Annotated in this window: 24 protein-coding genes, 1 tRNA gene and 3 pseudogenes; 11 read left to right on the plus strand and 17 right to left on the minus strand. The window is 69.8% G+C overall.

Annotated features, from left to right (window positions below):
* Nucleotides 1-50: 50 nt before the first annotated feature.
* Both rlmB and AB0I10_RS14815 read left to right on the plus strand, forming a co-directional pair.
* Nucleotides 51-1007, plus strand: coding sequence for a 23S rRNA (guanosine(2251)-2'-O)-methyltransferase RlmB (rlmB, locus tag AB0I10_RS14810; RefSeq protein ID WP_363152827.1), 957 nt, complete (start codon nt 51-53; stop codon nt 1005-1007).
* Nucleotides 1008-1163: 156 nt separating this feature from the next.
* A complete protein-coding gene (locus AB0I10_RS14815; protein ID WP_363152828.1) occupies nt 1164-2810 on the plus strand; it encodes a DoxX family membrane protein in 1647 nt (548 codons plus the stop codon).
* Between the two features lie 185 nt (nt 2811-2995).
* On the opposite strand, the gene AB0I10_RS14820 is transcribed toward AB0I10_RS14815, so the two are convergent.
* The 3 genes from AB0I10_RS14820 to ugpC all read right to left on the minus strand — a co-directional run bounded on the left by AB0I10_RS14820 (nt 2996) and on the right by ugpC (nt 5668).
* The gene (locus AB0I10_RS14820; protein ID WP_363152829.1) at nt 2996-3724 is read right to left on the minus strand and encodes a nucleotidyltransferase family protein; all 729 of its coding nucleotides are present in this window, start codon (nt 3722-3724) and stop codon (nt 2996-2998) included.
* 30 nt (nt 3725-3754) lie between these two features.
* The gene (locus tag AB0I10_RS14825) at nt 3755-4186 is read right to left on the minus strand and encodes a hypothetical protein (protein WP_363152830.1); all 432 of its coding nucleotides are present in this window, start codon (nt 4184-4186) and stop codon (nt 3755-3757) included.
* A gap of 345 nt (nt 4187-4531) precedes the next feature.
* Nucleotides 4532-5668 carry a sn-glycerol-3-phosphate ABC transporter ATP-binding protein UgpC gene (ugpC, locus tag AB0I10_RS14830; RefSeq protein WP_363152831.1) on the minus strand — a complete coding sequence of 379 codons (1137 nt, stop codon included), beginning with the start codon at nt 5666-5668 and terminating at the stop codon, nt 4532-4534.
* Between the two features lie 179 nt (nt 5669-5847).
* Here ugpC and AB0I10_RS14835 point away from each other — a divergent pair.
* Nucleotides 5848-5921 (plus strand) — tRNA-Thr (locus tag AB0I10_RS14835).
* A 306-nt stretch (nt 5922-6227) separates the two neighbouring features.
* On the opposite strand, the pseudogene AB0I10_RS14840 reads toward AB0I10_RS14835, so the two are convergent.
* Both AB0I10_RS14840 and AB0I10_RS14845 read right to left on the minus strand, forming a co-directional pair.
* Nucleotides 6228-6867, minus strand: a pseudogene (locus AB0I10_RS14840) (IS630 family transposase); the annotation flags it as partial.
* Between the two features lie 346 nt (nt 6868-7213).
* Nucleotides 7214-7744 (minus strand): hypothetical protein, encoded by a 531-nt coding sequence (locus AB0I10_RS14845; protein ID WP_363152832.1) that lies wholly within the window; start codon nt 7742-7744, stop codon nt 7214-7216.
* A 572-nt stretch (nt 7745-8316) separates the two neighbouring features.
* Between AB0I10_RS14845 and AB0I10_RS14850 the strand changes: the two genes are divergently transcribed.
* Nucleotides 8317-8712 carry a DUF6193 family natural product biosynthesis protein gene (locus AB0I10_RS14850; RefSeq protein WP_363152834.1) on the plus strand — a complete coding sequence of 132 codons (396 nt, stop codon included), beginning with the start codon at nt 8317-8319 and terminating at the stop codon, nt 8710-8712.
* Nucleotides 8713-9127: 415 nt separating this feature from the next.
* On the opposite strand, the pseudogene AB0I10_RS14855 reads toward AB0I10_RS14850, so the two are convergent.
* Nucleotides 9128-9250, minus strand: a pseudogene (locus AB0I10_RS14855) (site-specific integrase); the annotation flags it as partial.
* Nucleotides 9251-9842: 592 nt separating this feature from the next.
* Here AB0I10_RS14855 and AB0I10_RS14860 point away from each other — a divergent pair.
* Nucleotides 9843-10091, plus strand: a complete 249-nt coding sequence (locus tag AB0I10_RS14860; protein WP_363152835.1) for a hypothetical protein — start codon at nt 9843-9845, stop codon at nt 10089-10091.
* Between the two features lie 81 nt (nt 10092-10172).
* Here the strand turns inward: AB0I10_RS14860 and AB0I10_RS14865 are convergent, their stop codons facing one another.
* The 4 genes from AB0I10_RS14865 to AB0I10_RS14880 all read right to left on the minus strand — a co-directional run bounded on the left by AB0I10_RS14865 (nt 10173) and on the right by AB0I10_RS14880 (nt 14484).
* On the minus strand, nt 10173-11372 hold the full coding sequence (locus AB0I10_RS14865) for a hypothetical protein (RefSeq protein WP_363152836.1): 1200 nt from the start codon (nt 11370-11372) through the stop codon (nt 10173-10175).
* Between the two features lie 96 nt (nt 11373-11468).
* The gene (locus tag AB0I10_RS14870; RefSeq protein ID WP_363152837.1) at nt 11469-12311 is read right to left on the minus strand and encodes an ABC transporter permease; all 843 of its coding nucleotides are present in this window, start codon (nt 12309-12311) and stop codon (nt 11469-11471) included.
* The gene (locus AB0I10_RS14875) at nt 12221-13870 is read right to left on the minus strand and encodes an ABC transporter permease (protein ID WP_363152860.1); all 1650 of its coding nucleotides are present in this window, start codon (nt 13868-13870) and stop codon (nt 12221-12223) included. Before AB0I10_RS14875 ends, AB0I10_RS14870 begins: the two co-directional genes overlap by 91 nt.
* Nucleotides 13871-14055: 185 nt before the next feature.
* Nucleotides 14056-14484 (minus strand): nuclear transport factor 2 family protein, encoded by a 429-nt coding sequence (locus tag AB0I10_RS14880; protein ID WP_363152838.1) that lies wholly within the window; start codon nt 14482-14484, stop codon nt 14056-14058.
* A gap of 329 nt (nt 14485-14813) precedes the next feature.
* On the opposite strand from AB0I10_RS14880, the gene AB0I10_RS14885 reads away from it, so the two are divergent.
* Entirely contained in the window at nt 14814-15917 is a 1104-nt protein-coding gene (locus tag AB0I10_RS14885) for an aminopeptidase P family protein (protein ID WP_363152839.1), read from the plus strand.
* Nucleotides 15918-16024: 107 nt separating this feature from the next.
* Here the strand turns inward: AB0I10_RS14885 and AB0I10_RS14890 are convergent, their stop codons facing one another.
* The gene (locus tag AB0I10_RS14890) at nt 16025-17026 is read right to left on the minus strand and encodes a zinc-binding dehydrogenase (protein ID WP_363152840.1); all 1002 of its coding nucleotides are present in this window, start codon (nt 17024-17026) and stop codon (nt 16025-16027) included.
* Between the two features lie 139 nt (nt 17027-17165).
* A pseudogene (locus tag AB0I10_RS14895) lies at nt 17166-17297 on the minus strand (FAD-dependent oxidoreductase); the annotation flags it as partial.
* A gap of 207 nt (nt 17298-17504) precedes the next feature.
* Between AB0I10_RS14895 and AB0I10_RS14900 the strand changes: the two are divergent.
* Nucleotides 17505-18149, plus strand: coding sequence for a pentapeptide repeat-containing protein (locus AB0I10_RS14900; RefSeq protein WP_363152861.1), 645 nt, complete (start codon nt 17505-17507; stop codon nt 18147-18149).
* Nucleotides 18150-18267: 118 nt separating this feature from the next.
* Here AB0I10_RS14900 and AB0I10_RS14905 read toward each other — a convergent pair whose 3' ends face one another.
* On the minus strand, nt 18268-18765 hold the full coding sequence (locus AB0I10_RS14905) for a hypothetical protein (protein ID WP_363152841.1): 498 nt from the start codon (nt 18763-18765) through the stop codon (nt 18268-18270).
* A 158-nt stretch (nt 18766-18923) separates the two neighbouring features.
* Here AB0I10_RS14905 and AB0I10_RS14910 point away from each other — a divergent pair, with 158 nt between their 5' ends.
* Nucleotides 18924-20267 carry an SGNH/GDSL hydrolase family protein gene (locus tag AB0I10_RS14910; protein ID WP_363152842.1) on the plus strand — a complete coding sequence of 448 codons (1344 nt, stop codon included), beginning with the start codon at nt 18924-18926 and terminating at the stop codon, nt 20265-20267.
* Nucleotides 20268-20318: 51 nt separating this feature from the next.
* On the opposite strand, the gene AB0I10_RS14915 is transcribed toward AB0I10_RS14910, so the two are convergent.
* Together AB0I10_RS14915 and AB0I10_RS14920 are read right to left on the minus strand one after the other, a co-directional pair.
* Entirely contained in the window at nt 20319-21041 is a 723-nt protein-coding gene (locus tag AB0I10_RS14915) for a response regulator transcription factor (RefSeq protein ID WP_363152843.1), read from the minus strand.
* The gene (locus AB0I10_RS14920; RefSeq protein WP_363152844.1) at nt 21038-22477 is read right to left on the minus strand and encodes a sensor histidine kinase; all 1440 of its coding nucleotides are present in this window, start codon (nt 22475-22477) and stop codon (nt 21038-21040) included. The genes AB0I10_RS14915 and AB0I10_RS14920 overlap by 4 nt, the downstream gene beginning before the upstream one ends.
* 233 nt (nt 22478-22710) lie before the next feature.
* Here AB0I10_RS14920 and AB0I10_RS14925 point away from each other — a divergent pair, with 233 nt between their 5' ends.
* Nucleotides 22711-23289 carry a heme-binding protein gene (locus AB0I10_RS14925; RefSeq protein ID WP_363152845.1) on the plus strand — a complete coding sequence of 193 codons (579 nt, stop codon included), beginning with the start codon at nt 22711-22713 and terminating at the stop codon, nt 23287-23289.
* A 144-nt stretch (nt 23290-23433) separates the two neighbouring features.
* Here AB0I10_RS14925 and map read toward each other — a convergent pair whose 3' ends face one another.
* Nucleotides 23434-24201: a type I methionyl aminopeptidase gene (gene map / locus AB0I10_RS14930; protein WP_363152846.1), complete on the minus strand. Its 768-nt coding sequence runs from the start codon at nt 24199-24201 to the stop codon at nt 23434-23436.
* 77 nt (nt 24202-24278) lie between these two features.
* On the opposite strand from map, the gene AB0I10_RS14935 reads away from it, so the two are divergent.
* On the plus strand, nt 24279-24548 hold the full coding sequence (locus AB0I10_RS14935) for a helix-turn-helix transcriptional regulator (protein ID WP_363152847.1): 270 nt from the start codon (nt 24279-24281) through the stop codon (nt 24546-24548).
* A gap of 97 nt (nt 24549-24645) precedes the next feature.
* Here AB0I10_RS14935 and AB0I10_RS14940 read toward each other — a convergent pair whose 3' ends face one another.
* Nucleotides 24646-25221, minus strand: a complete 576-nt coding sequence (locus tag AB0I10_RS14940) for a TerD family protein (protein ID WP_363152848.1) — start codon at nt 25219-25221, stop codon at nt 24646-24648.
* Nucleotides 25222-25456: 235 nt separating this feature from the next.
* On the opposite strand from AB0I10_RS14940, the gene arfB reads away from it, so the two are divergent.
* On the plus strand, nt 25457-25885 hold the full coding sequence (gene arfB / locus AB0I10_RS14945) for an alternative ribosome rescue aminoacyl-tRNA hydrolase ArfB (RefSeq protein ID WP_363152849.1): 429 nt from the start codon (nt 25457-25459) through the stop codon (nt 25883-25885).
* Nucleotides 25886-25981 lie beyond the last annotated feature (96 nt).

The raw sequence follows: 25981 nt of genomic DNA on the forward strand, positions 1-25981 counted from the left end.
ATCCACTCCACGTCGCGAGACGTCGAGAGCAGTGAGGAAACAGGTGACCCATGGCCGGCAACAGCCAAGGCAGTAACCGCCGCGCATCCGGCAAGAAGGGCGCGCAGATCGGCAGTGGCGGTAAGCGGCGCCGGGGCCTGGAGGGCAAGGGGCCGACCCCGCCCGCCTCCGCACGCAAGGGGCATGTCAAGAACCGCATCGCCAACGCCAAGGCGAAGCAGGCGGCCGCCCGCCGGCCCGCCCCGCGGCGCGGCGGCGCGAAGGGCACCTCCGAGCTCGTCGTCGGCCGTAACCCGGTCTTCGAGGCGCTGCGCGACGGTGTGCCCGCGACCACTCTCTACGTCCAGCAGTTCATCGACTCCGACGAGCGGGTGCGTGAGGCGCTGCAGCTCGCCACGGCGCGCGGCAACATCAATCTGATGGAGGCGCCGCGCCCCGAGCTGGACCGGATGACCAACGGCCTCAACCACCAGGGTCTGGTCCTTCAGGTGCCGCCGTACGACTACGCGCACCCCGAGGACCTGGCCGCGGCCGCCTTCGACGAGGGCGTCGACCCGCTGATCGTGGCGCTCGACGGGGTCACCGACCCGCGCAACCTCGGTGCCGTCGTCCGCTCCGTGTGTGCCTTCGGCGGCCATGGCGTGGTCGTGCCGGAGCGCCGGGCGGCCGGGATGACGGCCGGTGCGTGGAAGACCTCGGCGGGCACCGCGGCCCGTACGCCGGTCGCGCGCGCCACGAACCTGACCCGGACCCTGGAGGCCTACCAGAAGGCCGGTCTCCTGGTCGTCGGTCTGGCCGCGGACGGCGAGATGGAGCTTCAGGACGTCGAGGCGCTGAACGGCCCGGTCGTCATCGTGGTCGGCAGTGAGGGCAAGGGCCTGTCGCGGCTGGTCGGCGAGACCTGTGACGTACGGGTGCGGATCCCGATGCCGGGCGGTGCGGAGTCGCTGAACGCCGGTGTCGCGGCCGGTGTGGTCCTGTGGGAGGCGGCGCGCCGCCGCTCCTGAGCGAGCGAGGTGGCCCCGGGCGGGGAGGCGACAGACCGCAGCCCGGGGCAAAGCCTGACGTTCCGTATGTCATCGCCGTATCCCGTGATCTTTTGACGGGTCTCGGACAGATCTAGCCGTTCGAGGCAGTGTCCTAACCGCGAGTCACTCGGTTAGATGAGCGTGGACACCAGAACACCCCGCACACCTACGGGGGGACGCTCGCCGGGCTTCGATGACGAGGCGGTCTTGAGCTCGGTCAAGGTGCCGTGCGATCCCGCTCAGGTCATCGTCAACCACGCCAGCTTCCGTGTACAGCTCGCCGCGCCTGTCGTGAGCCACAACATGGCGAACACCGCGCGCGTCCCCGTCATCCGGGGCTCCGCCGGTGCCAGGCGCCGGGCGCCCGTGGTGTGGAGCGGCCGCACGGAACCGGGACGCTCGGCCGGCGCCACCACCGAACTCCTTTTCGCGGTACGGAATTCGGGTATCGGCCTCGACAGCGGCCTCGACAGCGGCCTCGACAGCGGTCACGGCGAGGACACCGACGTCGGCACGACCCAGGTCCTGCCCCGGGTCCGTCTCGACGACGCCCCCGCCTCGACCGTGATCGGCCAGCGCCGCCCCACCGAGTCCGAGACCCCCCTGCTGCGCGGCGTACGCCCCGTGGGCAGCGCGTACGGCGACAACACGTACGGCGAGAGTGGCCACGGCGACGACGGTGGCCACGACGGCGGATACGACGACGACCGGTTCGATGCGCGGGACGACTACGAGGCCGGGGCCAGGCGGCGCGGCGCCGACAGCGTTCGGCACGCGTACTACCCGGGCCGCCGCATGAACCTCGGCGTCGTCCTTCTCCCCCTGCGCATCTTCCTCGGCCTGATCTCCGTCTACGCCGGCATGGGCAAGCTCTGCGACCCCGTCTACTTCGACGGCGGCGAGCGCGGCTCGATGGTCAAGTGGCTGCAGTCGCTCGACCCCTGGGCGCTCGCCGTGCCGCTGCGCGACTTCGCCGTCTCGCACCCTGTCGGCGCCGGTCTGACCGTCGCCTTCCTCCAGGTCGTCGTCGGCGTCCTGACCATCTGCGGACTGTGGCAGCGCCTCGCCGCCTCCTTCGGCACGCTGCTCTCCGCGGCGCTGCTGATGACCGTCAGCTGGCGCACCGTCCCCGCCTACGACGCCCCCGACATCATCTACCTCGCCGCCTGGAGCCCGCTGATCATCGCGGGCGCCCCGGTCTACTCCATGGACGCCCGGCTGGCCGGCGAGGCCTGGCGGCGGCTCGGCCCGCGGGTCGAGGTCGTCGAGCTGCGGCGCCGGGTGCTGCGCCGCGGCGCCGCGATGACCGCGGTGGTGGCCGGCCTGACCCTGCTGATCGGCTCGCTGCTCGGCGGCGCCGTACGGTCCGCGACGGTCGCGCCCGTACCGCGGCCCGGCGAGCCGGCGATCAACAACCTGCCCGGTTCGCCGCTGCCCCGCCCCGGCAAGAGCGGCACCCGGCCCGGCCAAACGCACGTCGGCAGCGCTTCGCACCGCCCCGGGACGCCGTCCGCGGGCGCCTCGCGCAAGACCGGCAAGGCGGGCAGGCCGTCCGCCTCGGCGTCCGGCACCCCGTCCGGCAGCGCCAGCGGCATCGCGCAGCAGCCCGGCGCGACCACCAGCGCGCCGCAGACGGCACCGACCCGGGCCCCGGCGCCGACCCGGGCGAAGCCCTCGTCGGGCGGCGGCACCGGCGGTGGCACCACCGGCGGCACGAGCGAGAGCACCAGCTCCGGAGACGACTCCGGCCGGGGGAGCACCTTGGGCGGGCTCCTGGGCTGACGCTTCCGGAGAGCGCCGGTGCCCTGCCGGCACCCTGACTGTCCTCGATCGCCTCTGGTGGTCGGGGACAGTCGTGTGTGGGTGCCGTGTGGGGGCGCGGGGCGCTCAGGGGGTGCGTGCGGGGGCCGAGCGGGCCGGGGTGGCGCAGGGGGCCGACGGCGGTGGGTCGGCCCGCTGAGGGCGGCTCAACGCCCTTCCACGCCCAGTTCCTTGGCTGCTTCGGTGAGGTCCTTGGCGGTGTCGATGGCGCGCCAGTAGGCCCCGTGCGGGAGCGGGTAGCCGGCCAGCCGGCGTTCCCGGGCGAGGCGCGGGAAGGTGGTGCGCTCGTGGTCGCCGCGGGTGGGCAGCAGATCCGTGAAAGCGGCGGAGAAGACGTAGACGCCCGCGTTGATGAGATACGGCGAGGGCGGCGACTCGATGAAGTCCAGCACATGCCCGAACGCGTCGGTCTCGACGGCGCCCCACGGGATGCGTGGGCGGGCGAGCGCGAGGGTGGCCTCGGCGTCGCGTTCGTCGTGGAAGGCGGCCATCTCGCGGAGCGGGAAGCGGGTCCAGATGTCGCCGTTGGTGGCGTACCAGGCCTCGTCCGGGCGGGGGAGGGAGGCGGCGGCGTACTTGAGGCCGCCGCCGCGGCCCAGCGGCTCCGTTTCGATAACGGTCGTGATGCGCAAGGGCAGTTGGGTCCCGTCCAGCCAGTCCTGGAGGACCTCGGCGAGGTGGCCGCAGGAGATGACGGCGTCGGTGACGCCTTCCTCGGCCAGCCAGTTCAGCTGATGGCCGATGATCGGGGTTCCGGTACCGGGAATCTCGACCATCGGCTTGGGTCGGTCATCGGTGTAGGGGCGGAGACGCGAGCCCTGGCCGCCGGCCAGGATCACGGCCTGCGTGGGGTACGGGTGTGGGGCGCCTGTCATGTTTCGCACCCTATGCGGTGCGAGCCGATGTCACTGTGCGCCGGCGACGCCGCTGGCGAAGGAGGTGTCGCACACGGGACGGGACCAGGCCTGGGCACGGTGCGTGGCGCCGCTGTACTTGGCGACCGCGGCGCGGCCGAGGTCGCGGGCGATGGAGGCGCAGTGCTTGGCCAGGGACGGCCGCTCGGTGATCGCCTTCTGGAGATGGGTCAGGGCGGCGCCGGGATTCCTCTCCTGAAGTTCGACGAGGAGCTGGTCGCGAAGATCAGCCTGGGGGGTTCGAGGGGCGGCCTTGGTGGAAGCCTTCCCCGAGGACGTGGACGAGGATGCGGTCAGCACCTGGGACTCGGTGTTCGTCGATGCCCACGGGACGCGGGTCACCGCGAGAGTCCCGGAGAGGACGAGGACGACGGGGAGTACGAGGGCGAGAGTTCGGCCGATGCGGCGGGCTGCGGAGTTCACGGTCGCGATGGTAGCGAGGAGTGATGATTTGGCGACATTTGGTCACCTTATCGGGGGACAGAATGGCTCGTCGGTGCGGTTGTGATGTTGACGCACTGGTACGAAAAGCCGGAAAGATTCGCTCTGTTCTGCCCTGGTGAGGGTGCCGGGGAACCGGCGGAATGTGGGCGGGCGCCGTGGTGCGCGCCGGCGAGGCCCTGTCGAGGCCCTGGCATGGCCACGCGGGGATAGCTGAGGCCCACCGGTGCCGCCAATCCCGCCAAGTGCCGCCAGGCCTTCCGCGGGTTACGGCAAGGGCGCGGGGCGCCGTACCGCCGCCCCGCGCCCTTGCCGATCGTCAGCCCGTCAGTCCGAGAGCCGCTCGCCCGTCGACGTCGAGAACACATGGGTCTCGCCCGGTCGCGGCACGACGTGCAGCTGGGTGCCCTTCTCCGGCACCTGGCGGCCGTTGACCCGGACGACGAGGTCCTTGACCTCGCCGCCGACCTCGACGGTGCCGTAGACATAGCCGTCGGCGCCGAGCTCCTCGACGACATTGACCGTGACGGCCAGGCCGGCCGGCGCGTCCGCCGTCTCCTTGGACAGCGACTTCGCGGCGGCGCCGTTCTGCTCGACGATCTCGAAGTGCTCCGGGCGCACGCCGACGGTCACCGTCCGGTCGCCCTTCTCACCCGCGGCGGCCAGCGCCTCGCGGTTCACCGGAACGACGCTGTTGCCGAACTTCACGCCGCCGTCGGTGATCGGAACCTCGATCAGGTTCATCGCGGGCGAGCCGATGAAGCCGGCGACGAACAGGTTCGCCGGGCGGTCGTACATGTTCCGCGGCGAGTCGATCTGCTGCAGCAGACCGTCCTTGAGGACGGCGACGCGGTCGCCCATCGTCATGGCCTCGACCTGGTCGTGGGTGACGTAGACGGTCGTGATGCCCAGGCGGCGCTGCAGGCCCGCGATCTGCGTACGGGTCTGCACGCGGAGCTTGGCGTCCAGGTTGGACAGCGGCTCGTCCATGAGGAAGACCTGCGGCTCCCGGACGATCGCCCGGCCCATGGCCACACGCTGCCGCTGACCACCGGACAGCGCCTTCGGCTTGCGCCCCAGGTACTCCGTGAGATCCAGGATCTTGGCCGCGTCCTCGACCTTCTGCCGGATCTCGGCCTTGTTGACACCCGCGATCTTGAGCGCGAAGCCCATGTTGTCGGCGACCGTCATATGCGGGTAGAGCGCGTAGTTCTGGAACACCATCGCGATGTCCCGGTCCTTGGGCGGAAGGTGGGTGACATCGCGGTCCCCGATGCGGATGGCACCGCCGTCGACGTCCTCCAGCCCCGCGAGCATGCGCAGCGACGTGGACTTGCCGCAGCCCGAGGGCCCGACGAGAACGAGGAATTCACCGTCCTCGATGGCGATGTCGAGCTTGTCGACGGCGGGCTTGTCGGCACCCGGGTAGACGCGGGTTGCCTGGTCATACGTGACCGTAGCCATGGTGATGTGTCCCTTCACCGGCAGGAACGTGCCGGACGATCCGAGTAAAAGGAGTGATGTAGTCCGCAGCTGTGGACTGTGCGCGACGCTACCTGGGCGGGGGCCTGATGTCAGTAGCGCGGCGGTCACGAGATTATGCGACCGGCATCCGGCGCGCCTGGGTACACTTCTCCACGCACGCCTCCTTAGCTCAGCTGGCCAGAGCACCGCTCTTGTAAAGCGAAGGTCGTCGGTTCGAATCCGACAGGGGGCTCTGAGCATGACGCGCTGACCTGGGGTTTCTCCTCAGGGAGGCGCTCTATGCGGCCTCGGACTCCTCGTCCGGGGCCGTTTGCGTGCGCCTGCGTGAGCGGATGGGACACGAGGGCCGCGCTCAGCGGCGGATTCTCCCGCACCGTGCGCTCTACGGTTTCGGCTCCAGACGATCTGCTGCACTTCTGCCTTTCCTGGTCAGCCAGTCTGTGTACCCGCACAGGCCCGGCCGCCAGACCGCCCGAAGGTTGGACGGACGCTACCGACCGTCCAACCACCAATCGGACGAACCTTCGCGGTCACCGCGCTAGTGCTTTGAGTCGGGGATTCGGTTCAGATATCCGGCGAGGCGTTCGAGGATCTCGTCTGCGGTCTTCGGCCAGACGAAGGGCTTGGGGCCTTCGCTCCAGGTGCGGATGTCCCGTTCCAGGGCCTGCACATTCTTGTGGACGCCTCGTCGTGTCTGCTTGGTCGCCAGGAGGGCGAACCACCTCTCGACCTGGTTGAGCCAGGAGCTGCTGGTGGGGGTGAGGTGCACGTGGAAGCGAGGGTGGGCGGCCAGCCATCGCTGGATGGCGGGGGCTTGTGGGCGGAGGCGTTGTCGCAGATCAGGTGGACATCGAGCTCAGTGGGGACTTCATTGTCGATAGGGGAGAGGAACTTCTTGAACTCCACGGCGCGGTGCCGGCGGTGGATCTGCCCGATCACCTCGCGGGTGGCGGTGTTCAGCGCGGCGAACAGGGTGGTCACCCCGCCGCGCACGTAGTCGTGGGTGCGGCGCTCGGGGGCATGCCCGGCATCATCGGCAGTACCGGCTGAGAGCGGTCCAGCGCCTGGATCTGTGTCTTCTCGTCCACGCACAGCACCAGTGCGTGCTCGGGCGGTGCCATGTACAGGCCGACGGCGTCGCGGACCTTCTCGATGAACTGCGGATCTTTCGAGAGCTTGTGTCCACCAGGTGCGGCTTGAGCCCATGATTGATCGGGTGACTGGTGTTGCGTTGGCCCGGTTGTGCCAGATCGCTGCGGTCAGTGCCAGGACTCGCTGTCTGACGCGGGCCAGGACCCTGGTTGGGGTCCTGGCGCCATGGCGATCGAGGTCGAGCTGGCCTTTGGAGGTGTCGTTGACGGACTTGAAGAGCTGGCGGATGGGCTTGAGCAGGTGCTGGCCGGTGCTTGAAGACGTACCCCGCCGATGACCGTCTGCCGGGGACGGGTGGTCAGCAGGTCCGGATCGCTTGTGAGCATGCCGGCGAGGACTTCGCGTTCGTCGGCTTTGGGGGTTGGCCAGGGCTCAGGTGATCAGCGGTCCGCCGGGTGCGCATATCAAGCGCAGTCTGAGGCACGAAGACTTCGGACTCAAGGCATCTAGGTCATTCCGATGTGGCGGCAAGCCAGCTTCGATGGCGGTGCGGACGAACTGCCCTGTCCGAGGCCGTCCGGCCATCCACTCACCGTGCTGTCGGAAAAACTGGACACGATGAGGCTCGCGTACGAGCACGAACTTGGTGGACTTTTCGCCTTGTTGTGCTCGCACAATCGCGTTTTCGTCGAGCGACAGCATGACGAATGTCGGATGGCCGGACCCATTGCCGAGAATTCTGGTGGCCGCGCCGGTGCCCGCGATGTCCCACCGATCCGACAATGGAACCCTCGCCCACCACCAGACGTGAGGCTCGTCGGGTTCTGCGCAGTTGACTGCCAGGAGGAATTCTGGAACGCCTTCTGTGAAGAGTCCACCTTGCCGGGACAGGCGATTCCATCCGGAATTTGCCTTTTCCAAGAACTGCGGATCGTCAGACATCAAGTATTCGACATCGGCCACGCTCTCCGCGGGGCAACTATTGGCGAAGCCCGCAAGAGCTGGGGGATGAGCGGAGTTGTTGAGTCAACCATGCCCAAGAAATTCAGCCCTGCCTCGGAGAGTGCAGCGGTCAGTCTGGACTCATCCACGTCTCATGCCCTACCTTCTCCTCGCCCACGGGTAAGGAATAAGTTGATTGTAGTTGTGCTCGCCGGTTTTCTTGTTTCTTCCGAAGTAGGCTATTTCGCCGGTCTCCGGGTGGACGATAACCCGAGTGAACGGAACCCCTGTGTGGATGCCCAATGTCATGGCCGCGGTGGGAGATCAGGGCACCACTCTGTCCATCACGCTCGATGGCATGCCCAATCGTAATGGCGATATCCGGAATTGGAACACCCCTCAAGCCATCCAGGAAGCGTTTCTAATGGCGGTTGAGCGCGGTCGGCAATTAATGAGAGGATTAATGTCCTCGAACCAGATATTCCCCTCCCTCCAAGGGAAGGTCAAGCGAGTGGAAGGCGCCGCCGATGATTCTGCCGAATCAGGTGCGAGTAGACCTCGCAACGTACATTGCGACGCGATAAGGTATGCATATGACTCAAGGTGAAGTCGAACGCCAGGAATCGGATGCTGTGGCGATCAAATGGCAAAGAGTGCGAGCGGCCAGCGACGAGCTGATCGACCACGCCATGGTCGAAGCGGCCTACGCGAATCCTCGCCTCCGCATGCTTTTTCCGAACATTAGCCATGGGTCGCTGCACTTCAGCCGATGCATCAAGTTCCCTTGGACGAACGACGTGCCATCCATCTACCCACGCTCCGGTGGAGGGTTTCGTGTTGTACGGATGAATGAACCCGTAGGCTCAAACCATCAGCTGGCCGGAGATGCGGATTCTGCCGAAGACGCCGCCGCTCTGGTTGTCGCTCACCTCCCCCCTTGCTGCGGCCCAGCCATCGATGGAACCGCCGACGATCTCAACCAGCCCTGATCGCCCGTCGCCCGTCCAGGTACTCCCGTCCAGGCGGTGCTCAGGCAAACCGGTGATGCTGCTACTGAACGATGGCGCCGCCGACCGCCTTAAGCCTGCGCCGCCGTTTCGGGGTGCGGGGACGGGGCAGCCGGCGGAGCTGCTGCGCGTGAGCGATGCGTGAGCGGACGGTGGAGTGTGGGCCATCACAAGCTGGACCGAGCATCATGCCGGGCGGCGCTGACCTGCGAGGACAGCACCACCCGGCAGAGACAAACACTTTCGATCAGGGATTCGACCCCACTTGTAAAGCGAAGGTCGTCGGTTCGAATCCGACAGGGGGCTCTGAGCTTGACCAGGGAAGAAGCCCCGGGCCGGTGATGGCCTGGGGCTTCTGGCATCTAGGGGTGACATCAACGGGGACGGCTGGTCGAGATCAATCCCGGTTGAGCCGCCGTTTCAAGGGCCGGTCCATGTGGCTGATCGCTTCCCGCTGTGTGTCCTGTGCCGCGTGCGTGGAGACGTCCATCGTCATGCTGATCTGGCTGTGGCCGCGCACGCACGAAGAACACCACCCATCAGAGCTGGGCCGTCTCACGAAGAGGGAGATCAGCATTTAGGCGTCGGCTTCCGATTTGCGCCATCTGGGACACTTGATTCCATGCCGGGGATCCGACAACACAAACCCAAGCCGTCATCGTCCATGCGACTTGCCACCTGGATCTTTCCAGTGAGCCTTGACGGTCGTCAGCGAGAGTCCTGGTCCCAGTGGACGAACTGGCGGGTCTTCTTCCTTCTCCTCTTGGGGCCCATCATGCTGATCGCGGCGTTCGCTGCACGAGGCCCCGAGGTGACTTGGTGGGAACGAGGCGCCCTCGCTGTGGTCGGCGCCGTCATATCGGTGATCTTGGTTCGTGTGCTGGTCGGGTACCGGCAGCTCAAAGTCTCAGCCCGAACCACCGGCTCTGGGCCGTCTGGTGTCGACTCTCCACAGCCGAAAACGGTCGACGGCGCCAAGTGATCGGGCAGAGGCCGGGCCCCGTTGTGGGGGCACACGGGTCGACTGCCGTACAGCACGGAAGTGCAGCAACCGTGGCATCCAGAGGCGACCGCGCCAAGCCTCACTCATCTTCGCAAGTAGTGTGATCTGTGTGCCTGCTCCGTTGCCGAAGTGCCCGCGCTGCGATCAGGAGTGGGTCCGTGCGTACCGTTTCAAAGACGATGGGGCGGCCTTCTCCCTGTGCGCTGAATGCGACTCCCTCTGGTGGCAGCAAGAAGCTCTGGAGATCGCCGCCGCACGCTTCCTTGACGACGTGGTCGCCGAGCGGCTTGGAGACTGCAACCCCTGGTCCACTCGTGTCTGGGCCGACGTCATCGAGCCTGTCAACGAATGCCGCTGACATCAACGGCTGACATCAACAGCTGTGAACGGCAGCAGAACTGAGCGGTTCTAGGCGGCCTCGGACTCCCCGTCCGGGCCGTCAGCCGCGTCCGGTGAACTTCGCGCCGACGTTGAGCAGGCGCAGGTCGGCGAGGATCTGCGGGTCCTGGGCGTCGAGCCAGTCGCACAGCTGCCGGAAGGAGACCAGCCGGACGTCCTTGTGCTTCTCGTCGGCCATGTGCTTGACCGCCTCCTCGACGGCGTCCATGTAGATGCCGCCGTTCCACTGCTCGAAGTGGTTGCCGACGAAGAAGGGGGCCCGGTTCGTCTCGTACGCCCGCTGGAAACCGGCGATGTAGGCGTCGGTGGCTTGCTTGCGCCAGGCCGGGTAGTTGGCCGGCGGGCCCTTGGTGGAGTTCTGCGACTGGTTGTACAGGATGTTGTAGTCCATCGAAAGGACTGCCTGGGAGCGGCCGGGGAACGGCATTCCCTGGAGCGGGAGGTCCCAGATGCCCTGCTTCTTGGTGGGCCAGACCTGGAGGCCGCCGGGGGAGCTGGCGTCGTAGCGCCAGCCGCGCTTCTTCGCGGTCGGCAGCAGGTTGTCCTGGCCCTTCAGGCAGGGCGTACGGCCGCCGACGAGCTCCTTGCCGTAGTCGAACGGCAGCGGTTCGAGGTCGGTGAAGCCGGTGTTCGTACGCCACTTGGTGACGAAGTCCATGGCCTGGTCGATCTCGGAGTCCCACTGCGCGGGCGTCCAGTGCTCGACCGAGCCGGTGCCGTCGCAGAAGTGGCCGTTGAAGTGGGTGCCTATCTCGTGGCCTTCCAGCCAGGCCGCGCGCAGGTTCTTCAGCGTCTCCTTGATGTGGTCATCGGTGAGGTAGCCGATGGCGGAGGCGCCGACGGGGTTGTTCGGCGGCCGGTACAGGCGCTTCTTCGACTCGGGCAGCAAATACAGCCCGGAGAGGAAGAAGGTCATCGAGGCGTTGTGGTCGCGGGCGATTTTGCGGAACCGGGGGAAGAGGCCGTTGCCCACCTCGCCCGCCCCGTCCCAGGAGAAGACCACGAACTGCGGCGGCTTCTGGCCCGGCTCCAGCTTCTCCGGCTTGGGCGGCTGGTTCGGCTGCTTGCCGGTGTAGCTGGTCGAGCCGTCGCCGATCGGCTTCGCCTGGGCGCTCTGCCCGGGCCCGGCGCCACTCTTGCTGGATACCGACGACTCGGTGGAGGAGGAGCAGCCGGCGACGGACAGTGCCGCCGCTCCCAGCCCGAGTCCGAGCATGCCCCTTCGGCTGAATTCACGCATGACGGTGCCAATCGCATTAATTGCTTAGAAGTCCCCTGCCGGACGCCCAGTGAGAGGGGATGACCAACGCCGCGGTTCCGCCGCGGCGGCGAAAACTCAAAGAGTGGACGGAGCGTCTACGTAGGGTCGACAGCCGAACGACGCAGGGTCGTCGACCGGCCACCGACGTACGGCTCCTCCGCGGGGCTGGTGAGCATTGGCGTCAGCTGCGTCCAGCCCGCAGGGTGGCCCCGGCCGGACCATCTGCTTGATCCCGGAGCGGTCGAGGCCGATGGCCCGCAGCATCCCGATCTCGCGGGTGCGCTCGAAGACCGACATGGCCAGGGTGTTGATGACGCCGAGGATCGCGATGACGACGGCCATACCGAGCAGCCCGTTCATCATGGTGAGGACCGTGGTGATCGACTCGTTGTTCTCCTTGATGAGCTGCTCCTGGTTTTGGACCTTCAGCAGCGGACTGTTGCCGAGCGCGGCACGGATCTTCCGCTCAAGGCTCGGTGCCTTGCCGGGTTCGGCCTTGACCAGCAGCTTGTCGAGCTGTTTCGTCACGGAGTACGGGAGCACGTCGGCGAGCGTGCCCAGCGCGTCGTCGGTGGTGCGGGTCTTGGCGTAGACGCCGACGACCGTCAGCTTCTTCTTCCGGGCCTTGCCGGTGTCCATGCCGAAGCCCGTCTCGGCATCGATGGTGTCGCCGACGTGCAGCCCGGCCTGCTCTGCGAACGCGTCGGAGACCGCGATCCTCCCGGGGCCGATGTCGCGCACCGAGCCGGCGCGGAAGTCGCGCACCGAGCCGGCGCGGAAGTCGAGTGGGGCGGCCTTGCCGAACGCCCCCGGGTCCGTACCGGTGATCACGCCGGACCTGCCGCGGGTGTCGAGCTGCGCCGAGGTGACGGGGGCGGCCGCCGCGACCCCGGGCACCCGGGCGACCTTGCCGGCCATGTCCGCGTCGAGCCCGCGGGCGGAGCTGTAGTTGACCTTGTAGTCGGCGGCCAGCCCCCTGGGTGGCCTCGATGTCCATGGCGCGCTGGGCGGAGTGCCCGCCGACGGTCAGACCGGTGATCAGGGTGAGCCCGATCATTAGCGCCGAGGCGGTGGCGGCGGTGCGGCGCGGGTTGCGCAGCGCGTTCTCCTTGGCCGGCTTGCCGCTGACGCCGAACCAGCGCGTGGTGACCTTGCCGGCCAGATTGATCAGCGGCCGGGAGAGCAGCGGGGCCAGCACGATCACGCCGACGAGGGTCAGCGCGGAGCCGAGCATCGCGATCATCAGGTTCGACTCCTTGCTCGTCGTGAGCGTGGAGACGTACAGCATCACCAGCACCCCGGCGCCGGTGAGCAGGGTGCCGAGCACGTTGCGGACCACCAGGGCACGGGCGGGCGGCGCCTGGTCGACGCTGCTGAGCGCCGCCACGGGGGCGATCTTCGCGGCCTTGCGGGACGGCAGCCAGGCGGCCAGCACGGTGACGACGACGCCGACCGCGAGCGAGGACAGCGGGGCGGCGGGCGTGATGACCAGCGGTCCGTCGGGCAGTCCGGCGCCGGTCGTGTCGAGCAGGGGGGCGCATGGCGGTGGCGATGCCGAGGCCGAGCGCGAATCCGGCGGCGGAGGCGCCGAGCCCGAGGAGGGCGGCCTCGATGAGGACGGCGCGTACGACCTGGCGGCGCGAGGCGCCCACGGCCCGCATCAGTGCGATCTCGCGGCTGCGCTGGGAGATGAGCATGGTGAAGGTGTTGGCGATGATGAACACGCCGACGAACAGCGCGATTCCGGCGAAGACCAGCAGCGTCTTGGTGAGGGAGCCGGTGTTCTCGGCGATCTGGGCGGACTGCTCGGCGGCCAGGTCGGTGCCGCTGGTGGCCCTGGCGCCGTTCTCGGGGAGCAGCGCCCGCACCTGGTCGGTCAGCGTGCGCTCGTCGGTACCGTCCTTGGCCGCGACCGCGATCTCGTCGAACTGGCCGGGGTGGAGGAACAGCCTCTGCGCGGTTCGGGTGTCGAAGAGGGTGAGGGTGCCACCGGCGGTGATCCGCGGGTCGTCGGTGGAGACGATGCCGACCAGCTTCTTGGCCAGGGCGGCCCGTCGGTGGCGAAGCGGACGGTGTCGCCGATCCGGTAGCCGGCCTTCTCGGCGGTCTTGGCGTCGAGGGCCAGCTCGCCTTCGGCGGTGGGGCCGCGGCCTTCTTGCAGCGGGTGGTGGCCGTCCTTGCCGTCCTTGCCGGGCAGGTAGTTGGCGGCAAGGTTCTGCGAGCTGTTGTCGGCGTTGACCGGGCGGCCTTCCTTGGCGGCCAGGGTGGCCGCGCCGTGCACGGTGGGGCGCACCGAGGCGACGCCGGGGAGTTGGCCTATCTTCCGTAGATGAGCAGCACCAGCGCCCCGGCCAGAATCGCCTCGCCCACGGCCCGCAACAGCTGCCGCCCGTCCTCTCCGGGCCCCGCGAAGAGGTTTCGGTCAGGGCGGTTCTCGGTGAGCGGTTCTCGGTGACCGGTGAAGCGCCGGACGACATAACGTCGATTATCGGTGGCTCCGTACGAAGCGCCCCTACTCCTTGGGAGCGACACCGCCTCTATCCAAAGGCAGAGCCCCCGACCGAAAGACCGAGGAACGGTACGGGCGGGGTTCGGGCCAGAGGCGGCCCAGCGCGGCAACCGGCCCCTACGGAGGGACCGCCGCTGCGATCGGCGGGCGGCACTACAGGTTGTCGCCCCAGCCGCCCTGGATCATGGTCTGGAACGCCCACTTCCCGTCCCGCCTGATCAGAATGTCGGCGTAGCGCAGCTGCTGGGTGCGGCCCTCCGTGGTCATGGTCGAGTCTGTGAAGACCACGGCCATGGAGGGGGAGAGGAAGACGGGCGTCCGAGCGGACTCGAACGTGATGTCCTCGGCCCCGTCACCCATCACATGCGTCATCGTCGCGACGAACTGCTCGCGGTCCCACTGCGCCGAACGGCCGTTGCCGGCTGCGTCATCGCTCACGAGGTTGAGAGGGAAGACGGCCATGTCGGCCATGCGCTCAACGTTGCGCTTCGCGCTCTGTGCGTCGTACGCGACGAACCAGGCGTCCAGGCTCGCGCGGTCCTCGGCGGTCGGGACGTACCCCGTGTCGGGCAGAAAGGTCACGCAGGCTCCTCATGGTCTTCGACGGCGCACTCGACGAATGTGACTACGCAAGAGAAGGTATGGCCCACGGGAAGACTAGTCAAACTTGAATAGATGTGTTCTGTCTGGGGCGTGCGGTGTGCGGTGTGCGGTGGGCGAGCAGGCACGGGAAGCCAAGTGCGGCCACGTACGGACAAAGGCACCGGGCCCGCCCCAATCGCCGGTCGGGCAGGCCCGTTGCCTCGCCGTCGCCGCCCCGGCGCTGGAGGAGTGATCGGGGCCGGGGGTGCGCGCCGTTGGCCGGGCCGCGAGGGGCGTCGCGGCGTAGATTCGCCGGCATGGTGACTTCGATGACACGCGATGACTACGCGCGACGCATGGTGCGGGCGGGGCAGTCGGCCGCCAATGCCGGGCTGGCCGGGCTGATTGTGACGCCGGGGCCGGATCTCACATGGCTGTGCGGATACCGGCCGCCCGCCGTCACCGAACGGCTGACCGCGCTGGTGATCGCGCCGGGACACCGGCCGCGGCTGCTGGTGCCCGAACTGGAGCGGCCCGACGCGGAGCGGTCCTCCGGGGCCGGGGCGGTGGACGTGTCCGGGTGGAGCGATGGCATCGACCCGTATGCGCAGGTCGCCAAGTGGCTGGATCCGCAAGGGCGTTACGGGGTGTCGGACTCCACCTGGGCGATGCATCTGCTGGGCCTGCAGCGCTCGCTCCCGGGGAGCACGTACGGCGCGCTGACGGAGATGCTGCCGATGCTGCGCGCCGTCAAGGATGCGCACGAGGTGGCGCGGCTGGCGGCGGCCGGGGCCGCCGCGGACGCCACGTACGAGGAGATCCTGGGCGTGCGCTTCGCCGGGCGCCGGGAGTCCGATGTGGCGGCGGACCTCGCCCGGATGCTGACCAAGCACGGGCACAGCCAGGTGGACTTCACGGTCGTGGGATCGGGCCCCAACGGCGCGAATCCGCACCACGAGGCGGGCGAGCGGATCATCCAGGACGGCGACATGGTCGTGCTCGACTTCGGGGGCCTGAAGGACGGGTACGGGTCGGACACGACGCGGACCGTGCACGTCGGGGAGCCGGGCGCCGAGGAGCGCAAGGTGCACGACATCGTGCGGGAGGCGCAGCAGGCGGCGTTCGAGGCGGTTCGGCCGGGGGTCGCGTGCCAGGAGATCGACCGCGTCGCCAGGAAGGTCATCAGGGCGGCGGGGTACGGCGAGTACTTCATCCACCGGACCGGGCACGGCATCGGGGTGACCACGCACGAGCCGCCGTACATGGTCGAGGGCGAGCATCTGCCGCTGGTTCCGGGGATGTGCTTCTCGATCGAACCGGGGATCTATCTGCCGGGGCGGTTCGGGGTGCGGATCGAGGACATCGTGACGTGTACGGAGTCCGGCGGGCGGCGGCTGAACGAGACGGCCAGGGAGATGGCGGTGGTGGGGTAGGGGGCTTTCGGGGGATGGGGGCCTGCGGTGGAACGACCGACTGCCCGTGTGGCCACCGCACTCCCGGTTCCGGCCGCCGGTCCGGCCGGTCACTCCCCGCCCCACCCTTACGGCACCAGCACGACCTTGCCCATGGTGGCGCGGGTCTCCAGGGCGCGATGGGCGGCGGCGGCCTCGGCCAGCGGGAAGCTCTGGACCGCCGGGACCAGCCGGCCGGCCGCCGCCTCGGCGAGCGCCGCCGTCTCCAGGGTGCGGATCGGGTTGTCGCCGCCCGCCTTGGCCAGCATGGGCGGGCCCAGGACCTGTTCGGACGTGATGCCGAGGGCCGCCGGCTCGCCGTCCGCGAACTCCAGCGGGCCGCCGGCCGACCAGCCGAAGACGAGGTGCCGGCCGCCCCGGGCCAGGAGGTCGACGGCGGCGCGGCCGGGGGCGCCGCCGACCGAGTCGAAGACGATGGTGGCCCCGGGCGCCGCACGGTGGTCGAGGAAGTCCCGTACCAGGGACGGCCATTCGCCGTCGGTGTAGTCGACGGCGAGGTCGGCGCCCAGTTCGCGGACCCGTGTCACCTTGGCCGCGCCGCCGGCCAGACCGATGACCGTCGCGCCGGTGTTCCTGGCGTGCTGGACGAGCAGCGAGCCGATGCCGCCGGCGGCCGCGGGGACGATCGCGATGTCCTCGGCGGTGAGGCCGGCGAAGAGCAGGATGCCCATCGTGGTGCGACCGGTGCCGATCATGGCGACGGCCTGGCCGGCGTCGAGCCCCTCGGGGACCGGGTGCAGCCGGTCGGCGGCCACGACGGCGAGTTCGGCATAGCCGCCGGGGGCCATGCCCAGGTGGGCGACGACGCGGCGGCCGAGCCAGGCGGGATCGGTGCCCTCGCCGAGGGCGTCGACGATGCCGGCGATCTCCCGGCCCGGCACGGTCGGCAGCTCGGGAACCGGCACCGGCCCGCCGCCTTGTTGACCCGCGCGCAGAGCCGTGTCCAGGAGGTGGACGCCGGCCGCCGCCACGGAGATTCGCACCTCACCGGGCCCTGGCCGGGGGTCCTCGACCGTCTCGTAGGTGAGGTTCTCTGCGGGGCCGAAGGTGTGCAGGCGTATCGCGTGCATGGCGGTGTCGTCTCCTTGGGAGAGGGGGGGCCGGGTCGCTGCCGGGCTGGGCAATTGCCGTCCCTGAGCTGGGCGGTTGCCGTTCGTGAGCGGGGCAGCTGCCGTCCGTGGACCGGGCAACTGCCGTCACTCTGCTACCTCAAGGATGGTTGAGGTCAACATCTGCCCGGACCCGGCGTGTGACGCCGGCACCCAGGGCGGGCCAGACCGCCTCGATGGCGCCGGTGAACGACACCTCGCTCAGGACGCCGGGCGCCGCGACCCGGTCGCCGCCAGATGGACGCCGTACCCCGCGGTCCACTGAGCAGGCCGCCCTCGCGATCCGAGGAATCGGGTGTTTCGGCAGGTCAGAGGGTAATTCAGGGGCATTGTCAGTGGTGTGGTTCACGATGGGGTGTGCAGGCGCTGACCGGGCTTGCGGCAGGGCACGAGCGGGGCGGAAGGCGGTGATCGCGTGGCAGGGCGCGGCAAGGGGACGGTGCGGGCGGTGCGGCGACCGGAGGTGCGGTTGCCGGAGCTGGCGCCGTATGGCGGCGGGGAGTTGGAGCCCGAGGGGGATTACGACGGGCTGGAGTTCGCAGACGCCGACTGGGCGGGGCAGCAGGGGCGTGGCGCGCGCTTCATGGACTGTGCGGTGCGGCGCTGCGCGCTGGACGAGACGGTGCTGAGCCGGGCGCGGATCATCGACAGCGTGCTGAGCGGTGTGCGCGGGGTCGGGACGAACCTGTCGGAGGCGTCACTGCGTGATGTGGAGGTGTCGGACGCCCGGCTCGGCGGGACGCAACTGCACGGCGCGGTGCTGGAGCGGGTCGTGGTGCGCGGCGGGAAGATCGACTTTCCGAATCTGCGCCAGGCGAAGCTGCGGGATGTCGCCTTCGAGGGGTGCGTGTTGATCGAGGCGGATTTCTCGGGTGCGGAGCTGGAGCGGGTGACGTTCGACGACTGCACCCTTGCGCGGCTGGATCTCACCGGGGCGCGGATGAAGGACGTCGATCTGCGGGGGGCGGCCGCGGTGGATATCGCGCGGGGGATCGACCGGCTGTCGGGCGCGGTGATCAGCGCGTCCCAACTGCTCGATCTGGCACCGGCGTTCGCGGCGCAGATAGGGGTACGGGTGGAGTGAGGGGGAGCGGTGGGGAACGGGGGAACGCCGGGGAGAACGGAGAGAGGGGAACAGCAGGGAGAGGGGCGACGGCGGGGAGCGCGTGGCGCTCGTTCCTCGGCCCCGCGGGGTGCTGTGGTCAGACGCGCGGGAAGCGGGCCTGGAGGTCCCAGATGGCCGGGTTGTCGCCGAGGCCCTCGTGCATGTCGCTGAGGTCGGCGATCAGGTCGTGCAGAAAGTCACGGGCCTCGCGGCGCAGTGCGGAGTGGTTGAAGGTGAGCGGGGGCTCCTCGGCCGGCATCCAGTCGGCCTCGACGTCCACCCACCCGAAGCGGCGCTCGAAGAGCATCCGGTCGCTGGATTCGGTGAAGTCCAGCTCGGCGTGGATGGGGCGGGCGGAGCGGTTGCCGCGCGGGTCGGTGTCGAGCTGCTCGACGATGTCGCACAGCGCCCAGGCGAAGTCGAGCACCGGCACCCATCCCCAGGCGGTGGACAGTTCTCGGTCCGCCTTGGTGTCGGCGATGTAGACGTCGCCGCAGAAGAGGTCGTGCCGCAGGGTGCGCACGTCCGCGGTCCGGTAGTCCATCTGGGGAGGGTCCGGAAAGCGGCGGGAGAGGGAATAGCCGAGGTCGATCACGTCTTGATGGTGTCACGCGGGTGCGGCGGACGGTTCGCCAGCACCGGTCGGTCCACCGGACCGGCGGCCGTCCATGCGTCGGCAGTCGGCCTAGGGACCGGTAGCGGAATGCGCGTATGCGACTAGAGGGTGGGGGAATGATCATGTCTGGTTCCTTGGTGAGACGTTCGGTGGCCACCGTGCTGTCGGCGGTCACGCTGGCGGCTCTTCCGGTGCTGCCGGCGGTGCCGGGCGGTCTCGGGGTGCAGGGGGCGACGGCGTCGGCGGCGGATGGGGGCGGCCGGTCCGACGGGGGACGCGGCGACAGCCGGTACGGCCACGACGGCCACAGCAAGGGTGACGGCCACGGCCGGTGGCGTGGCGGCTGGGCGGCGTCGCCACAGCCGCCGAACACCGTCTTCGACAAGAACTGGTCCGAGGCCGGCTTCGCGCGGCAGACCGTCCGGCAGGTCGTACGCGTCAGCACCGGCGGCTCGCAGGCCCGTATCGAGCTGTCCAACCGCTATGGCCGTACGCCGCTGAAGGTGGCCGGTGCGACCATCGCCCGTACGGACCAGGGCGCTGCGGTGAAGGCCGGTTCGGTGCGGGCGCTGACCTTCGGGCACGGGCGGTCGGCGACCATACCCGCGGGGGGCGAGCTGCGCAGTGACGCGGTGGGGCTGAAGGTCCGCGCCCTGGAGTCGCTGACCGTCACCCTGTATCTGGACGAGCCGACCGGCCCGGCCACCTTCCACGCACTGGCCGCCACGAGTTATCGCGCGGCCGGAGACCACAGCTCCGACGTCGGGGCCTCGGCTTTCACCGAGACCTCGCACTCCTGGTACTACCTGTCGGGCGTCGAGGTGTCCGGCGGCCGGGACGCACACCGCGACGGCGTGGTGGCCTTCGGCGACTCCATCACCGACGGCTTCGGCTCCACGCTCGACGCCGACAACCGCTACCCGGACGAGCTGGCCGAGCGGTTCGCCGCCGCCGGACGGCCGCGCAGCATCGTCAACCAGGGCATCAGCGGCAACCAGCTCACCAACGACACGGACTGGGCCGGGGAGAAGGCGGTGGCCCGCTTCCGGAAGGACGTACTGAACGAACCGGACGTCGGCATGGTCATCCTGCTGGAGGGCATCAACGACATCGGGATGAGCGAGTGGGAGGGCGTGCCGGGAGGCCCGTCCCCGGCCCGCTCCGTGGAGGAACTGATCGCCGCACAGCGTGAGTTGATCCGCCAGGCGCACGCCAAGGGCGTGAAGGTGATCGGTGCGACGCTGACGCCGTTCAAGGGCGCGCAGTATTACACCGAGCGCGGCGAGATCAAGCGCGATGCGCTCAACGACTGGATCCGGACCTCCGGCGAATTCGACGGGGTGCTGGACCTGGACCGGGCGCTGTCCGATCCCGCCGACCGGGACCGGATAGCGGCGGCATACGACGTCGGCGACCATCTCCACCCGAACGACGCCGGCTACCGCGCGATGGCCGACGCGGTCGACATCGACCGGCTCTGAAGCCGTCCGGTCGGTGCGGTCGGTCCGGTCGGTGCGGTCGGCGGTCGCCGGTCAGGGCAGCAGCCGCTGCTCCTTGGCGACGGCGACCGCACCGGCGCGGGTGTCCACGCCGAGCTTGTCGTAGATACGGCCCAGGTGGGTCTTGACCGTGGCCTCACTGATGAAGAGGGCGCGGGCGATCTCGCGGTTGCCCAGGCCTCGCGCGAGCTGGCCGAGAATGTCGCGTTCCCGGTCGGTGAGGGTGGGGCGGGGGCTGCGCATCCGGGCCAGGACGCGATGGGCGACCGGCGCGGAGAGCGTGCCCCGGCCCTGGGCAGCGGCGTGGATGGCGGAGAACAGCTCCTCCGGGCGTTCGGCCTTGAGGAGATAGCCGGTGGCGCCGGCCTCGATGGCGCGGGTGATGTCGGCATCGGTGTCGTAGGTGGTCAGGACGAGGACATGGGGGGTGTGGCCGGAGGGAGGCGAGTCCGTGGAGCCGCCTGGCCCGGGGGCTCCGGGGGCTCCGGGGGCATCGGGGGTGCTGAGGGCGGTGATGCGGCGGGTGGCTTCGATGCCGTCGATTCCGGAGCCGAGCTGAAGGTCCATCAGCACGACGTCGGGACGGAGCTTGGCAGCCATGGCCACCGCCTCCTCGCCGTTCCCGGCCTCGCCGACGACTTCGATCCCGGAGGCGCTGCGGAGCAGGGCGAGCAGCCCGGCGCGTACGACGGCATGGTCGTCGCAGAGCAGGATGCGTACGGGCCCGCTTGCGGGTTCGGGGGCGGACGTGGTCATGGGGCGGGCTCCAGGGGGACGGCGGCGGACAGGACGGTGCCCTCGCCCGGCGCGGACTCGATGGTGAGGGTGCCACCGAGCTGCCGCATCCGGGCGCGCATGGCGGGCAGGCCGTGACCGCGTACGCGGCCGGGCGAGGGGGGTGGCACGGGGCCGGACGGTGCTGCGGGAGTCCTAGGGCCTGCGGGGCCGGGCGGGCCGGCAGGTGCAGAAGGCCGGGTCGGCGCGTCCGGCCCGGCCGACGCACGCGGCCCTGCCGACGCATCCGGTCCTGGTGCATCCGGTCCTGACGCACCCGGCCCTGGAGCATCCGGCCCTGTCGGCGCATACGGGTCGAACCCGCGGCCGTTGTCGGCGATGTCCAGGACGACCTGGTCGCCGAGGTAGGTGAGGGTCAGGGCGACGGTAGTCGCGGCGGCGTGCTCACGGACGTTTGCGAGGGCGCCCTGGGCGATGCGCAGCAGGGCGGACTGCACCCGGTCGGGGAGCGGAGCGGGCGTGCCGTCCAGGTGGAAGCGCACGGCGAGCGCCTCGGTGGACGGTGCGTCCGACGAGCCCGACTCGCCCGCACGGGCGGTGAGTTGGCGCAGGGCCTCGGGGAGGGAGGCGCCGTCGGCGAGGTCCGCTGGGGCGAGGTCGTGGACGAAGCGGCGGGCCTCGGCGAGGTTGCGGGCGGTGATCTCCGTGGCCGTGCGGACATGGCCACGGGCGGTGCCCGGGTCGGTGTCCCAGGTGCGGTCGGCGGCCTGGAGCAGCATCTGCTGGCTGGACAGCCCTTGGGCGAGGGTGTCGTGGATCTCCATGGAGAGCCGCTGCCGTTCGGCGAGGGTGCCCTCGCGCCGCTCCGTGGCGGCCAGTTCGCGCCGGGTGCGGATCAGATCGTCGATCAGCGTGCGCTGGCGGGCGGCCTGCCGCTCCATGTGGACGAAGACGGCGGTGGCGAGGGCGGCGACGGCCGGCGGAGCCAGCAGCAGGTTCGGGTCGAACTCGGTGGAGAGGCGTAGTTGGGCCACCACCACGAACGCGGTGAGCACGCCGACCAGCATCGACGCGGCGCCGGCCGGCAGGGTGCGCAGGCCCGTGTAGAAGAGCGGCACCGCGCACCACGCGAAGCTCGGCGCGAGCAGGACCAGCACGACCCAGGTCGCGACGACCGCCCCGAGCCAGAGCAGCCGACGGGCAGTGGGCCGCCGCTCGTGGTGCGTACGGGACCCCAGCGCCGGGCCGAGGACGTAGAGGAGGGCCAGGACGAGGCTGAGGGAGATGATCCAGGGCGTGCGGGGCTCGCCGGGGTGGCGGATCAGGAAGCGGGCCAGCGAGGCGCCCAGCAGCAGGAAGAACGCCGTGTGCATGACCGGGCCCAGCCAGCGCGCGTCCGGATTCGGGTCCCGGCACGGTTCGGGTGCCGCTGCTGCGGGCTGCTGGGTGGGGTGCATGCGGATCTCCTCGCCGGGGCTCTCCCGTAGTCCTAACCCGGGTGGAGAGGGGTCCGTATCAACCGATCGGTCGATATCGGTATCCACCATCATGCACGGCCGCCGCAGCCAGTACGACGACCCGCCTGGCGCCGGCCCGCTCCGAGGATGGAGACACGGCAGAGGGAACCCCCGGGAGCCCGCCTGCTGCCCGACCTCGCCGGCCTCGCCGACCTCTCCAAGGAGTCCCGATCATGAAGAAGCTTTCGCTGCGCGCCCGTGTTGTCACCGGTGCAGCCGCCGTCGCGCTGCTCGGCGCGGGCACGCTCGGCGCCGTCGCCGCGACCGCTGCCCCGTCATCGACCGCCCCGGCACAGCCCGTCGCCACGACGTCCGACGCCGCCCAGGACCTCACCCGCACCAAGAACCTCACCCAGACCACCCACCTCAGCATCGACGCCGCCACCAAGGCCGCGCAGGCCGTGTTGGACGCCGCGGAGAAGGCGGGCCAGAAGGTCTCGGTCGCCGTCGTGGACCGTAACGGCACCACGCTCCTCCAGCTGCGCGGCGACGGCGCCGGACCCCAGTCCTACGAGTCGGCCGCGAAGAAGGCGTTCACCGCCGTCTCCTGGAACGCCCCGACCTCCGAGCTGGTCAAGCGCCTCGACCAGGTGCCCACCCTCAAGGACATTCCCGGCACGCTCTTCCTGGCGGGCGGCGCCCCGGTCCAGGCCGAGGGCGCGCCGATCGCGGGGATAGGTGTCGCGGGCGCCCCCAGCGGTGCCCTTGACGAGCAGTTCGCGCAGGCCGGCGCACACGCGCTCGGCAGGTAGCGGCAGGGCCCCGGATGCACTCCCTAGGGCAGGGGCGAACACATCCCGTAGGGGTCACAAGCGCCCCCTGTGGGGCCACAACGGGGCGGGGCCCGGGAGGTATTCCCGTGGCGCGCCCCTACGGCACCGTCAGCTGGCGCGCCCCTACGGCACCGTCAGCACCCGCGGCCCGTTCTCCGTCACCGCCACGGTGTGCTCGAAGTGGGCGGCGCGGCTGCCGTCCGTGGTGCGCAGCGTCCAGCCGTCGTCGTCCGGGCGGTAGTCGTCCCGGCCGCCGGACAGGAACATCGGCTCGATGGCGATGACGAGACCGTGGCGGAGGACGAAGCCGCGGCCGGGGCGGCCCTCGTTGGGGACGGCCGGGTCCTCGTGCATCCGGCGGCCGATGCCGTGGCCGCCGAAGTCGTCCGGGATGCCGTAGCCGGCCGCCCGTCCGACGCTGCCGATCGCATGCGAGATATCGCCTATCCGGGCGCCGACCATGGCCGCCGCGATGCCCGCCGCCAGCGCCTGCCGGGTGACGTCCATCAGCCGGCGGTCCTCGGGCCGGGGTGTGCCGACCGTGAAGCTGACGGCCGCGTCGCCCGTCCAGCCGTCCACGACCGCGCCGCAGTCGATGCTGACCAGGTCGCCGTCGCGCAGCCGGGAGGCGTCCGGAATGCCGTGCACGATCGCGTCGTTGACGGATGCGCAGATGACGGCGGGGAACGGAGTGGGCGCGAAGGAGGGGCGGTAGCCGAGGAACGGCGAGCCGGCGCCGGCCTCGCTCAGCACCGTACGGGCGACCTCGTCCAGCTCCCGCAGCCGTACGCCGGGGGCGGCCGCGGCACGCACCGCCGCCAGCGCCTCGGCGACGACCCGGCCGGCCACCCGCATCGCGTCCACCGACGCATCCGTCTTGATCTCCACCATGGGTACGACCTCCCGAACACCCGACACAGGCGTTATTTGTTTACCGGTATTTATTTACCGGTATTAGTATCACGGGCATGGTGCGCACTCCACTGACCCCTTGGGAACGCGAACGCGGCGAGCGGCTGGGCGCGCTGCTGCGCGCGGCGCGTGGCGAACGGAGCATGGTCGAGATCGCGGCGGTGGCGGGGCTGTCCGCCGAAACGCTGCGCAAAATCGAGACGGGCCGCGCGCCGACCCCGGCGTTCTTCACGGTCGCGGCGCTGGCCGGCACGCTCGGGCTGTCGCTCGATGAGGTGGCGGTGCTGGCCACGCCGCCCGAGGCCGCGGACGACGCGGTCGCCTGAAACACGCCGAGGGCCGGCCCCCCCAAGGGGGCCGACCCTCCGCTGTACTCAGGCGCGCACGCCTCAGACGTTCACATCGAACAGATGCTCACATCGGTCAGACGTTCACGCCGAAGTCCTGCGCGATACCGACCAGGCCGGACGCGTAGCCCTGGCCCACCGCGCGGAACTTCCACTCCGCGCCGTTGCGGTACAGCTCGCCGAAGACCATGGCGGTCTCGGTCGCCGCGTCCTCGCTGAGGTCGTAACGCGCGATCTCGGCGCCGCCGGCCTGGTTGATGATGCGGATGAAGGCGTTCCGCACCTGGCCGAAGTTCTGGCTGCGGTTCTCGGCGTCGTAGATCGAGACCGGGAAGACGATCTTCTCGACGTCGGCGGGCAGGCCCGCCAGGTTGACGTTGATCTGCTCGTCGTCGCCCTCGCCCTGGCCGGTGACGTTGTCGCCGGTGTGCACGATGGTCTGGTCCGGCGTCGCCTTGTTGTTGAAGAAGACGAAGTGCTGGTCCGAGAAGACCTTGCCGGTCGGGTTGACCGCGATCGCGCTCGCGTCGAGGTCGAAGTCCGTGCCGGTGGTGGTGCGGACGTCCCAGCCGAGGCCGACCGTGACGGCGGTCAGGCCCGGTGCCTCCTTGGTGAGGGAGACGTTGCCGCCCTTGGACAGGCTTACAGCCATGGGATGTCCCTTTCCTTGTCGACTCGTCGAAGCGTCGGGCTCCGTGTTGCTGACGAAGCTACCGTCACCCTTCACAACGTCATGAGGGGACCACCAGGTTCCAGCAGACTTTACTTTCTTTGCCGAATCCTGATGCCGAGCCCGGATGCCACGACCGGATCCTGATGTCACGGCCTTGAATCACCCGGTGAAAAGCGGGTGACGGGACGCCCGTGGACGCGGGATCATGGGACACATGTCCGGGCCCCATGTCATCCGCGGTTCGGTCGTCCTTCCAGAGGCCGAGCTCGTATGGCGATTCTCGCGGTCCTCCGGTCCGGGCGGCCAGCACGTCAACACCAGCGACAGCCAGGTCGAACTGCGCTTCGACCTGGTCAAAACGCAGGCGCTGCCTCCGGTGTGGAAGGAGCGCGCCCTGGAGCGGCTGGCCGGCCGGCTGGTCGACGGCGTGCTGTCCGTACGGGCCTCCGACCACCGCTCCCAGTGGCGCAACCGCGAGACCGCGGCCGTCCGGCTGGCCACGCTGCTCGCCGAGGCCACCGCCCCGCCGCCCAAGCAGCGCCGTAAATCGCGGATCCCACGGGGCATCAACGAGCGGCGGCTGCGGGAGAAGAAGCAGCGCGGCGACACGAAGCGCGGCCGCTCGGGCCGCGACTGGGGCTAGGTGTGCTGTCCCGGCACGTTGGTGACACGCGTGCTGGGTGCTTGAACGGGTGAGGGCCTTCTGGGTTCGGTGTGGATTGCGACACTCCACCGGTAC

It is taken from the genome of Streptomyces sp. NPDC050636 (assembly GCF_040654775.1).
Classification (GTDB): domain Bacteria; phylum Actinomycetota; class Actinomycetes; order Streptomycetales; family Streptomycetaceae; genus Streptomyces.